Here is an 11,622-nt window from a genome sequence, read left to right on the forward strand (position 1 = left end):
GTTTTGGCAAATGATTTTAGAAATTAATGCTTAGGCCCGCAGAGTATGTTTTCGAAAGCGGGTAAGTTCTTCCATTGGTAAAATCACCGTCAAATTGCTCAGGATCAATATACTTAGATCTTAATGGCGTGTAAGTGAACAGGTTTTCGCCGCTTACGTAAATGCGCGCCCGGGGAATGCGGACTTTTTTGCTGATGCGCTCAGGAATGGTAAAACCCAGCACAATATTTTTCAGCCTCAGATAACCCACATTCTGCACATACCGATCGTTGCGGGCATTGAGGTCACCACCGCCGTTAAGCGCCGTGTAGCCGCGCAGGATAGGGAAGTATGCATCCGTATTTTCAGGCGTCCAGATATCATCCTCGAAGTTTTCAGGAAGAAATGAATAGTAAGGACGGGAGTAGGGGCCCCAGAATTTATCCGCATTTGCTCCGGGATACCAGTTCCGGCGAAGAATCCCCTGAGCCAGCGCAGAAAAATCAAATGCACCCCAGGAAGCACCCAGATTAAGGCCATATCTGAACCGCGGGTTGGTATTTCCGATCACTTTCAAATCGCCGTGGTCCGCCAATGTGTTTGCGCCTTCCGAAATCTTGCCGTCACCGTTCAAATCCAGGAATTTCAGATCGCCTGCCTGTAATTTACTCCACTCGCCTGGCGCGCTCAAACGCTGCTTGTTAACCAATGTCTGGTCAATCGGATAAGCTTGCGCCTCGTCATTGGTTTTAAAATATCCGTCAATGGAATACCCCCACATTTCCCCCAGGGTTTGTCCTTCATAACGGCTGGAAAGCAGCTTGTTTGGGTTGTCATAGCGCGTAATTTTCGCTTTGTAATCCGACACCATGAATGTGGCGTTGTAAGCAAATGTCTTTCCGGCCAGTTTGAACTGGTCTTTCCACGCTACGGAAAGTTCGAATCCTTTTGTCTTCAAATCACCTGCATTCTGCGTAGGCACCGTGGCGCCGTACACCGACGGAAGCACACGTCCCGGCACAAGCATATCCTTGGTTTCGCGGATATAAGCGTCCATGGCAATAGTCAGCTTGCCTTTCAAAAGATCTGCATCCAGACCAATGTTGGAAGTCGTCGCCGATTCCCAGGTCAGGCCGGCAGCGATGGGGTTGGGGCTGTCGACGTACGGGATTTTTTGTCCGTTATTGATCCACGACGAAAGAGCCGTCGGCATGATTTCAATGTAGGGATAAAAGCTCGCTGAACTTGGATTATCATTGAACTTAGGCGGAAGCTGGTTGCCTAATGTTCCATATGAAGCCCTGATTTTAAGGTTACTAACCACATTGCGGGCTGATTCGAAGAATTTTTCCTCACTCAGTCTCCAACCGGCCGAAACCGACGGGAAAAATCCGTAACGCCTGCCTGCGCCAAACCGCGATGTGCCATCATAGCGACCATTTACTTCCAGCAGATACTTGCCCATATAGTCGTAATTCAGCCTGAAAAACGCACCAAAAAGCGAATATTCGTAAGCGCCGCCGTTCACAAGCTGCTCTCCGGTTCCGAGATTGAGGTCGTTAATGTCTTCGGAAAGCAGGTTTTTGCGTGCGCCTGTCAGCACCTGATGCTTTTTGGATTCGTAATTGATCCCCGCAGTTGCGCCCAGGTAATGTTTGCCCAATGTTTTATTATATGAGGAATAAACGTTGGTAACATGCATAGGATCAAACCAGAATGTCTTTTCTAGTTGGTCGGTATTGTAGTTCGGGACCGTTGCCAGGATACCAGGCTGTATCGAGTACTGGGCAATGGCTGACCGATACCAATCATCCGTGATGTAGAACGAGTAGGAGTGGTTTGCGACGAGGTTCCAGGTTTTGGTAAAATCAATAGTAACCGAGTTAATGGTCGTGAGCTCATGCACTTTCTTTTCGCCGCCGGCCACGCCTTTCAAGAGGTTTGCAAACAATCCGTCACCAATTGAATAGTTGTTTTTCAATGTGTTGTAAGTCGCGGTCCCGTCCGGGTTGCGCGGTGCATACGCGGGAAGCGCGTGCACGGTGATGGCGGTAAAGTTGGCATTTGCACCGCCTTTCAAACCTGGATATTTATAACGCGAATCGAAATATTGTGTGTTGTTGCTCACTTTCAGCCACGGCGTCAGCTGCGCATTCACCTTGGTTCTTAATGTATAGGAATTGAATCTGTCTGTATTGATCCGCATAATCCCATCCTTCTGGAATGCAGAACCTGACAGGAAATAATTGACCTTATCCGTGCCGCCCGAAAGGCTGATATTATGCTGCATGGACGGCTCAACCTGCTTGAAAAGCGTTTTCCACCAATCGTAATTACCATAATAATTGTAAATGTCCTTTCCATTGACATTCTTCACCACTGTCCATGGACGTGCAGGATTCTCCGTTTTGTCGTAGCGGCGAGCTTCCAGCTCGGCATAATCTTCTTCGGAATAACGCGTGTAAGTATTTCCATTGGCGCGCTTGAATGCCTCGTCATTGATGCGGGTATGGTCGTAACCATTGGTCAGGAAGTTCGTACTCACTGTTGGCGTTGACCAGCCGAAGTTGTTGCTGTAACTCACACTCGTCTTCCCATTCTTCGCACTTTTTGTAGTAACCAAAATCACCCCGAATGCTCCGCGTGCACCATAAATGGCGGACGCGGCCGCATCCTTCAACACCGAGACCGACTCCACGTCATTGGGATTAATGCGGTTAATGTCACCGGGGATGCCGTCGACCAGAACCAGCGGGCCTCCGCCGTTGATCGAGGTTTCACCACGGACGTTCAAGTTCCCGCCTTGTCCCGGCTGGCCCGTTCCGAATGTAATGTTCAGGTTGGGCACCATGCCTTGCAGGATTTGCGACATATTGTTCAATGGCCTGTTTTCCAGATCCCTCGATTGCACCTGGCTTACTGCGCCGGTGAGGTTTACGCGTTTCTGCGTTCCGTAACCTACCACAACCAGTTCTTCCAAAGCCTTGTTGTCGGCTGCCAGCGTGATATTCACTGTCGAACGGTTCCCTACCACGACTTCCTGGGAAGTATAACCCACAAAACTGAACACAAGCACAGATTCCACATTCGGCACCACGAGCTCAAAGTTTCCGTTTCCATCCGTCGTTGTCCCGGTGGAGCTTCCTTTGAGAACAACGCTTACGCCGGGCAGGGAGCCCTGGCCATCGGAAGAGGTTACCGTGCCTTTTACATTGATTTCAACCGGCAGGACGTAATTTTGCAGCTTTTCTTCCAGATCCGGAATGTTGGATTCTTCCTTCGCGGCCTTTCCTCTTGCCAGCACGATCTGTCCGTTGATAACGCGGTAGTTAATGCCGCGGGAAACCAGCAGCTGGTCCAGGACTTTCGACAATTTTTGATTTTTTGCCTCGATACTTACATTTTCTTTGAGAGAAACCCGGCTGCTGTAGACAAATTTCGCATCCACTTTCTCCTGAATCTCATCCAATGCTTCTTTCAGCGAAACATTTTTAAGACTGATTGTCATATCCTTGCTCAGGATAGACTGGGCTGTACTTTCCTTTGCATAGCTGCTGCCTGCCAGTAAGGCTACAAAAAGCCATTGAAGCAATCCAATGCGCATAATCATTTGCCAGTTTACGGGCTTGTTACGTACTGTTTTTTGCATAATTTTGATTGTCTGATGGTTAAGCACTGTTGGGTAAAACATCCCTTAGTTTCGGTGGTACGAGGTTAAAAGGATGGAATTCTGGACCGGGGGTGGTGGTACACCTCCGGTTTTTTCATGGCGGAATAGATCGGTGGTTCATAGGCGGTTATTCACAAGGTGTTCCATTGAGTAAAATCGTGTTTCCTGAAATAGTATAGTTGGCTTCCAAGGTGGTGCAGAGCATTTCCAGGATTACTGTAAATGGCTGCGACTCAAAATTGGCGGTTACGCTGCACGTAGCAGTGGCGGGATTGGACAAGCGAATGTTTACATTAAACCGTTTTTCGAGCTGCTCAATAACCTTATTCAACGGCGCTTCTTCGAAAACCACTGTTACCGGCTCGTATATTTCCTTGCGGGGTTGTATGGTTATCTGCCTCGCAGTCAGCCTTTTGGATTCAATTTCAAAGATGGCCTGCTGCTTTGGTTTCAGGACGAGCTGCTGTGGCTTCTTCTTAGTGCCCGGCGCGGTGACTTCCACACTACCCGTCAGCACATCCACCTGAAATACCTTCTGAGCCGAAGCAGCTTTTACATTAAAGCTTGTCCCCAGCACCTTAATGACCATTTCCCCGCTCTGGATGAGGAAAGGCCGGGTTTTATCTTTTGTTATATCAAAAAAACCTTCCCCCGAAAATGTGACTATGCGCCGGTCTGCATCGAAGCGGGCGGGATAGGTTACCGAAGCTTCCGGGTGCATGATGATCGAGCTGCTGTCCGGCAGCATATGCGTAACGATCCTCGATTCCGTATTGACAAACTGGACAATGTCCGATTTTTTCTTCTGCTGGATTTCTTCAATGATGGAAACCGGCTGTTCCTTCCGGATCGGGTAATTAAAATAAAGTCCCGCTGCAATGGCCACGGACGCCGCTATGCCCGAAATCCAGCGCCATGGGAAAGGCCGTGCCGGCGATTCGTCCAGAATATTCAGTTCACCTTTAATGCTTTCGAAAGTGCTTTCCCTGATGGAAGATTTTTCTGTTTCAGATAATTTTTCCAAATGGTCGGCATCTCCTTTGATGGCAGCATACCACGCCTCAACCTCTTCTTTTTCCTGATCATTGCATTGATCGAGGAGATATTTTTCCAATAAAACCGGGGAGATAAAGGGTGCCTTCATTGCTTAAAGTATGGTATCAAACTTCAAGTCGCACGCCGGAAAGCAAACCCTTAGGTGGGGTGTAAATTTTTTTTAATTAAAAACGAAAAGGAGGATGCCGGAGATTATGTGGTCTTTCAAATGCGCCCTTAAAATCCGGATCGCTTTGGAAATGTGCTGCTCCACCGTCTTCTCGGCAATCGCAAGCCGGTCCCCGATCTGCTTGTTGGAAACGCCCTGCCTGCTCAGCACAAACACTTCCTGACATTTGGGCGACAGCAAATGCAAACCTTGCTCGTAGCGGGTTTGCAGGTCGGCTGTTAATGTATGCTGGTCGGCAAAGTCAACGGGATCTGCATGCAGTGATTCCCAATGATCGTAATGTTGTTTTCGGGTAAATTCTTTGCGGTAAAAAGAAATGATCTGCTTCTTGGCGATAGCGAAAAGGAATGTGCGGCAGCAAAGGATCTGCTGTCCGTGACGCTTCTGCCAGATGTTTACGAATAATTCCTGCACAATTTCCTGCGCAGCGAACCGGTCGTTCACTTTGCTGTAAGCGTAATTGAAAAGCACATTAAAATAGCGGTTATATAGCTCGGCAAAAGCCAGCTCGTCGTCCTGCTCGCTGATCAGCGCAAGGATATTTTCATCGGAACAGGAAGTATAGATGGCGTTCATAACGAAGATTTCCTTTGAATTCCGGCTGCCCGGATTGGAATAGCTCACAAAATTCGGACAATATTTCCTTATTGAATCTTTTAACAGATTAAGTAATCTCGTTCTTTTATTTACTTTCTTAACAATAATATAAAATCGTCCGGACGGCAAATGTTTTTTGTAACCGCCGGTTCTTTAAATTGCCGACTATTTATCCCTACACAATTAATTGAATGAATAATTATCCGCAGGCTTCGCGCATTCTGCTGGCAATAGACTGTATTATTTTCGGGTTCGACGGGAAGGATATCAAGCTGTTGCTGATTAAAAGGAATTTTGAGCCTGAAAAGGGGAAATGGTCGCTGATGGGTGGTTTTCTCAATGCGGATGAAGACCTCTCGGATGGCGCAGCGCGCATCTTATACAATCTTACGGGGCTGAAAAACATCTACGTCGAGCAGCTCGAAACATTCGGAAAGATCCACCGCGATCCCGCCGAAAGGACTGTTTCGGTTGTGTTTTTTGCACTCATCCAGATTGATGACCATGACGCCGAGGCGGTTAAGAGCCATAATGCTTCCTGGATTACGCTGGAAAATCGTCCGGCGCTGATATTCGATCATGAGGATATGGTTTGCAAGGCCATTGAACATTTAAAATACAAAGCTGCACTGCATCCCATTGGTTTTGAGCTCTTACCCGAGCTTTTTACCATTCCTCAACTCCAAAAACTCTACGAAGCCATCTACAACATCCCGCTCGACAGGCGCAATTTCAGCCGCAAACTTTTGTCAACGGGATTACTGATCGACACCGGAAACAAAAACAGCAACAGCACGACTAAAAAGGCTACTTTGTATAAGCTGGACGAAGTGAGATATAAGGAGAAGTTTCACTCGTTCTGGAATTTTATGCCCGACAGCATGAAGCAGTCGTAGGGTAGGAGATTAGTTTGGCGTCAATCAGTAATATTAATTGTGTCAAAATAACACCATAAACAAATTTATTTATATTTGTTACGTGATAAGTGAAATAATACGATCATGAGAGAAAGTTACGTCATAGGGATTGATTTTGGCACGGACTCCGTGCGGGCGCTGGTTGTGAACGCGCATACGGGCGATCAGGCCGGAACGGCGGTTCGGGAATACAGCCGTTGGAAGCAGGGAAAATACTGCGATGCATCGTCGTCGCGGTTCAGGCAGCATCCGCTGGATTACCTTGAAGCCATGGAAGCTGCTTTGCTGGAAGCACTGGACAAATCACCCGCAGATGTGCGGAACAATGTCCGGGGCATTTCTGTGGATACGACGGGTTCTACGCCTGTTGCTGTGGACCGGAACGGCACGCCTTTGTCGCTGCTCCCTGAGTTTGCCGAGAATCCAAATGGCATGTTTATCCTCTGGAAAGATCACACGGCCAATGCCGAGGCGGAGGAAATCAACACATTGGCACACAGTTTAGAAACAGATTATACCAAGTACGTCGGCGGGATTTATTCGTCGGAATGGTTTTGGGCCAAAATCCTGCGGACGCTGCGGGTAGACAGCGAAGTGCGTGACAAAGCGTTTTCGTGGGTGGAACATTGCGACTGGATCTCTGCCGAACTGACCGGTAACACAGACCCGCTGACATTGAAACGATCCAGGTGCGCAGCCGGACACAAGGCATTATGGCACAGCGATTTCGACGGTTTGCCACCCAATGAGTTCCTGACCAGGCTTGATCCGCTTCTGGATGGCATCCGCGACCGGCTTTTCTCCCAGACACAAACTTCGGACGAAGCGATGGGCACCATTTCGCCAAAATGGGCCGAAAAACTGGGCATTCCTGCCGACACAGTCATTGGTGTAGGGGCATTTGATGCGCATATGGGCGCAGTAGGAGCATTAATCGAGCCTTATTCACTTTGTAAGGTGATCGGGACGTCGACTTGTGACATGCTGATCGCTCCGAACGAGGAAGTCGGACATTTATTGATCAAGGGCATTTGCGGCCAGGTCGACGGCTCCATTATTCCCGGTATGCTAGGTATGGAGGCAGGTCAATCTGCATTTGGGGACATCTATGCTTGGTTTTCGAAGTTGATCGTTGAGCCTGTGAGAACATTGCTCGGCGAGGAAGCTGCGCAAAAATTATCCAAAGAACTCATCCCGCATCTGGCAGAACAAGCCGCAAAACTGCCAGTTACCGAAAACGACATTATCGCCATCGACTGGATGAACGGCCGCCGGACGCCCGATGCGAAACATACATTAAAAGGCGCTATACTGGGCTTGAACCTGGCCAGCGATCACGTCCGGATATTTAAAGCGCTGGTGGAAGCCACAGCTTACGGCTCCAAAAGCATCGTGGAACGGTTCAGGAAAGAAGGCGTTCCGATTCATGAAGTCATTGCGATTGGTGGTGTTGCCAAGAAATCGGCATTTGTGATGCAAACGCTGGCGGATGTGCTTAATATGCCTATCAAAGTCGCTGCTTCCGAGCAGGCCTGTGCGCTGGGCGCGGCAATGTTCGCCGCAGTTGCTTCGGGCATTCACAAGACCCTGCCGGAAGCACAGGAAGCCATGAACTCTGGCTTTGACGCTGTTTATACGCCCAGACCGGCGCAAACGGCTGTTTATCAATCATTATATCAAAAATACACGCAGTGTGGTGCATTCCTGGAAAACGACTTTCTGCGCAAATGGGAGCCGGCTCCCGAAAATATATTATCCGCTTCATTGTAAAATGTAACCCTTTCCACATTCATAATGGTTGATTTAAAACAATTTGAAATTTGGTTTATTACGGGCAGTCAGGATCTGTACGGAGCGGATACGCTCAGACAGGTCGCAGAGCACGCCCAGATCATCAGCAAGCATTTTGACGAATCTGCTCAGATGCCGGTCAGGACGGTTTTCAAGCCTGTCGTGAAGTCATCGGAAGAGATTTTTAATATCATGCAGGACGCGAATGTGGCTAAAAACTGCATTGGCATAGTAGCCTGGATGCACACTTTTTCACCGGCAAAAATGTGGATCCGTGGTTTGCAGATCATGCAAAAACCATTGCTCCACCTGCATACGCAGTTTAACCGCGACATTCCCTGGGCGAACATTGATATGGATTTCATGAACCTGAACCAGTCGGCGCATGGCGACCGGGAATTTGGTTTCATGATGACGCGTATGCGCCTGAACCGGAAGGTGATCGTGGGACACTGGCAGGAGCAGCACATTATAGAAGATCTGGCAAAATGGACACGCGTAGCGGCTGCCCGACACGATATGAAAGGAGCGAAATTTGTTCGTTTTGGCGATAATATGCGCGAAGTGGCAGTTACCGACGGTGATAAGGTTGCTGCTGAAATGACATTCGGATTTTCGGTAAATACGTATGCTGTGGGCGACCTGGTTGCTGTTATTAATCAGGTTTCGGAACAGGAAGTCGGACTTTTGATTGATGAATATGAATCGCTTTATCATCTGGCGGTCGGCATTCGTAAGGGAGACGGGAGACATCAGGCGCTCTGGGATGCTGCCCGGATTGAATTGGGATTGAAATACTTTCTGGAAGACGGAAATTTCAAGGGTTATACCAACACATTCGAGGATCTGCACGGCATGAAGCAGCTTCCGGGCATAGGTTCTCAGCGCATGATGGCGGCGGGCTATGGTTATGCTGGCGAGGGTGACTGGAAAACGTCGGCCATGGTGCGGGCGCTCAAAGTAATGGGCAGCGGACTGGCAGGGGGAAACTCCTTTATGGAGGATTACACTTATCATTTCGACCCGGCCAATAACCTCGTTCTGGGATCACATATGCTGGAAATCTGCCCGAGCATTGCCTGCGGCAGACCGTCCTGTGAAATCCATCCCCTGGGCATCGGCGGAAAGGAAGATCCTGTCAGACTGGTTTTCAATGCCGCGGCAGGTCCTGCTATTAATGTTTCCCTGGTGGATATGGGCAACCGTTTCCGGATCCTGGTGAACGAAGTAGAAGCGGTGGAAGTGACCGAAGCACTTCCGAAACTTCCGGTTGCGAGGGTTTTATGGAAACCAGCCCCGGATATGGCCACGGGTTGTGCGGCATGGATCTACGCAGGCGGGGCACACCACACGGTTTACAGCCAGAACCTCACCACAGATCATATTGAAATGCTGGCCGAAATGACTGGCGTTGAGCTGGTTGTGATTGATAAGAACACGTCGCTCAGGCAGTTGAAAAATGAATTGAGATGGAGCGAGGCCTCGTATAGATAACATTGAAAAGCATGTCTAAATACACTTATTTAAAAGAGCAGGTTTACGAGGCCAATATGGAGATTCCCCGGGAGAACCTGGCCATTGTTACGTTTGGTAATGTGAGCGGGATCGACCGGAATGCGGGCGTGATTGCTATTAAGCCCAGCGGCGTCCCTTATCACAAGCTGAAAGTCGAGGATATTGTTTTGCTGGATCTGGATAACCAGGTTGTGGAAGGCAATATGCGGCCATCTTCGGATACGAAAACCCATACATTGCTTTATAAAAATTTCCCGTCCATTGGCGGCGTCTGCCATACGCATTCAACTTACGCCGTGGCTTGGGCGCAGGCCATAAGGGCGATTCCGAACCTGGGCACCACACACGCCGACCACTTAACTACGGCTGTGCCTGTTACCGAGGTAATGTCGGATGAAATGATCCAGCGAGATTACGAATTGGAAACGGGTAATCAGATCCTGGATTTGTTCGGGGATGATAAGTTGAATTATGAAGAAACGGAAATGGTCCTGGTGGCTTGCCACGGGCCGTTTACGTGGGGGAAAGATCCGGCTAAGGCCGTTTATAATTCCGTTGTGCTGGAAGAAATTGCAAAGATGGCTTACCTTACAATGCACATTAACCCCTCTGCTCAGACCATTAAGCAAGGCCTGATTGACAAGCATTATTTTCGCAAGCACGGAAAGGATGCTTACTACGGGCAGGGTTGCTGATCAGTTCTTATTTTCAGGGCGTTTGCTGGCAATGTTGCGCATTTGCTGCAATGCTTCCTGGCGCGACATGCGTTTTTCACTCGCTTTCGCTTCATTAATGGATTCCTTGGAAAAGCGACCTTTGAAAAGGTTAAAAAGAGCGAATAACATATTTGAATATTTGAAGGATGACTTTCCTGTGAACGTTCACCAAACATAGAAAAGTTTGGGGTAAAAAAAAACTATCAGGAAAGTGTTCCCGATAGTCGTATGATAGTTAAACGTTGAGTAAGAATGTCTTTTTTAGCTAATAAGTCTCACGCACCTCTGCGCAACTTGCTTCCGGGGTTGAAATCATCCTGGATCCAGCGAACGAAATTGTTGGAATTGGTTTTATAAATTTCCATAGATAGAGGCTTAATGCCGCTATACTCAACCTCCTTAACGTACTCCGCGTGTAATTTTAAGATCTCAGACAGGGTTTTGCTATCAGTTTTCATTTAAAAAGGGATGTTAAAGATTACTATATGCTAAAATCCTGCTATAAAGCTGTTCCTCAACAGTGCGCAATTTTAAAAAAATTAAAAAAATTATATTAATAGTTTATATGTTCATATCGTGTGGCATAATTTTCCCACTAATGGCAAATGTGTGGATTCTCCCGAAGAAAATTTGTTACATTATTGGACAAACTGGGAATTGTACCAACTGAAAGCCTGCAAACGTAATTTTTAGTCAGTCGTTGCGCATTATGCAGAACAATGTTAAAGTTCTATGCCTAAGCAACTTAGATTAGTTCCTTTATTTCGGAGCGAGGACTTTCTAACAATCAAAGCAGGCGGGAACACGCCAAAATACAAAAATCAGATTTCGAGCTTTCGCTTCAAAGTTGAGATTTCCAATGGTTTGGGAAGGAGGTCGATGATATGCCGGCTCGCCCTTGCCTTGTCGATGTCACGGGTGTCAATGGTGGAGGATAACATGAAGAGTTTAATCTTTTTATGGAGACTTTCCGGAAGATGGTCGAATTCGTCTATAAACTCAAACCCGTTCATGTCGGGCATTTGCAGGTCCAGCAGAATAATGCTGTCAGGAAGGCTATCTGCTTCACTGACAAGATGTTTGAGCGCATCGCGCGCGGAATTGAATGTCCTGACAGAGTCCGTTATGCCACTTTTCTTCAGTAACTTTTCGTATATAAACAGATCGAATGTGCTGTCGTCTATAAGGAAAAAGTGTAAAAGTGGCTTCATG

The 11,622-nt window shown here is 47.8% G+C and carries 10 protein-coding genes; 4 read left to right on the forward strand and 6 right to left on the reverse strand.

The window, feature by feature from the left end:
• Positions 1–16 precede the first annotated feature (16 nt).
• From NFI80_RS03380 to NFI80_RS03390, 3 genes are all read right to left on the reverse strand, one after another.
• Positions 17–3,628: a TonB-dependent receptor gene (locus tag NFI80_RS03380; RefSeq protein WP_235164885.1), complete on the reverse strand. Its 3,612-nt coding sequence runs from the start codon at positions 3,626–3,628 to the stop codon at positions 17–19.
• Between the two features lie 148 nt (positions 3,629–3,776).
• Entirely contained in the window at positions 3,777–4,793 is a 1,017-nt protein-coding gene (locus tag NFI80_RS03385; protein WP_235164884.1) for a FecR family protein, read from the reverse strand.
• Positions 4,794–4,865: 72 nt separating this feature from the next.
• Positions 4,866–5,450 carry an RNA polymerase sigma factor gene (locus NFI80_RS03390; RefSeq protein WP_235164883.1) on the reverse strand — a complete coding sequence of 195 codons (585 nt, stop codon included), beginning with the start codon at positions 5,448–5,450 and terminating at the stop codon, positions 4,866–4,868.
• A gap of 212 nt (positions 5,451–5,662) precedes the next feature.
• Between NFI80_RS03390 and NFI80_RS03395 the strand changes: the two genes are divergently transcribed.
• The 4 genes from NFI80_RS03395 (at position 5,663) to NFI80_RS03410 (ending at position 10,389) form a co-directional block, all read left to right on the forward strand.
• A complete protein-coding gene (locus tag NFI80_RS03395; protein ID WP_235164881.1) occupies positions 5,663–6,367 on the forward strand; it encodes an NUDIX hydrolase in 705 nt (234 codons plus the stop codon).
• Between the two features lie 105 nt (positions 6,368–6,472).
• Entirely contained in the window at positions 6,473–8,158 is a 1,686-nt protein-coding gene (locus tag NFI80_RS03400; protein ID WP_235164878.1) for a ribulokinase, read from the forward strand.
• 24 nt (positions 8,159–8,182) lie between these two features.
• Positions 8,183–9,673 carry an L-arabinose isomerase gene (gene araA, locus NFI80_RS03405; RefSeq protein WP_235164876.1) on the forward strand — a complete coding sequence of 497 codons (1,491 nt, stop codon included), beginning with the start codon at positions 8,183–8,185 and terminating at the stop codon, positions 9,671–9,673.
• An 11-nt stretch (positions 9,674–9,684) separates the two neighbouring features.
• Positions 9,685–10,389, forward strand: coding sequence for an L-ribulose-5-phosphate 4-epimerase (locus NFI80_RS03410; RefSeq protein ID WP_235164875.1), 705 nt, complete (start codon positions 9,685–9,687; stop codon positions 10,387–10,389).
• On the opposite strand, the gene NFI80_RS03415 is transcribed toward NFI80_RS03410, so the two are convergent.
• The 3 genes from NFI80_RS03415 to NFI80_RS03425 form a co-directional block, all read right to left on the reverse strand.
• A complete protein-coding gene (locus NFI80_RS03415; protein WP_169720023.1) occupies positions 10,390–10,539 on the reverse strand; it encodes a hypothetical protein in 150 nt (49 codons plus the stop codon).
• Positions 10,540–10,685: 146 nt separating this feature from the next.
• Complete coding sequence (locus tag NFI80_RS03420; protein ID WP_233797830.1) at positions 10,686–10,868, reverse strand: hypothetical protein; 183 nt, start codon at positions 10,866–10,868, stop codon at positions 10,686–10,688.
• A gap of 363 nt (positions 10,869–11,231) precedes the next feature.
• Complete coding sequence (locus tag NFI80_RS03425; RefSeq protein WP_235164873.1) at positions 11,232–11,621, reverse strand: response regulator; 390 nt, start codon at positions 11,619–11,621, stop codon at positions 11,232–11,234.
• Between the last annotated feature and the right edge of the window lies 1 nt (position 11,622).

Source organism: Dyadobacter chenhuakuii (assembly GCF_023821985.2).
In the GTDB taxonomy this organism is placed as follows: Bacteria; Bacteroidota; Bacteroidia; order Cytophagales; family Spirosomataceae; genus Dyadobacter; species Dyadobacter chenhuakuii.

Excerpts from the sequence above, each read along its gene's own strand:
- NFI80_RS03380 (WP_235164885.1), bottom strand. The coding sequence starts at position 3,628 with ATGCAAAAAACAGTACGTAACAAGCCCGTAAACTGGCAAATGATTATG.
- NFI80_RS03385 (WP_235164884.1), bottom strand. The coding sequence starts at position 4,793 with ATGAAGGCACCCTTTATCTCCCCGGTTTTATTGGAAAAATATCTCCTC.
- NFI80_RS03390 (WP_235164883.1), bottom strand. The coding sequence starts at position 5,450 with ATGAACGCCATCTATACTTCCTGTTCCGATGAAAATATCCTTGCGCTG.
- NFI80_RS03395 (WP_235164881.1), top strand. The coding sequence starts at position 5,663 with ATGAATAATTATCCGCAGGCTTCGCGCATTCTGCTGGCAATAGACTGT.
- NFI80_RS03400 (WP_235164878.1), top strand. The coding sequence starts at position 6,473 with ATGAGAGAAAGTTACGTCATAGGGATTGATTTTGGCACGGACTCCGTG.
- araA (WP_235164876.1), top strand. The coding sequence starts at position 8,183 with ATGGTTGATTTAAAACAATTTGAAATTTGGTTTATTACGGGCAGTCAG.
- NFI80_RS03410 (WP_235164875.1), top strand. The coding sequence starts at position 9,685 with ATGTCTAAATACACTTATTTAAAAGAGCAGGTTTACGAGGCCAATATG.
- NFI80_RS03415 (WP_169720023.1), bottom strand. The coding sequence starts at position 10,539 with ATGTTATTCGCTCTTTTTAACCTTTTCAAAGGTCGCTTTTCCAAGGAA.
- NFI80_RS03420 (WP_233797830.1), bottom strand. The coding sequence starts at position 10,868 with ATGAAAACTGATAGCAAAACCCTGTCTGAGATCTTAAAATTACACGCG.
- NFI80_RS03425 (WP_235164873.1), bottom strand. The coding sequence starts at position 11,621 with ATGAAGCCACTTTTACACTTTTTCCTTATAGACGACAGCACATTCGAT.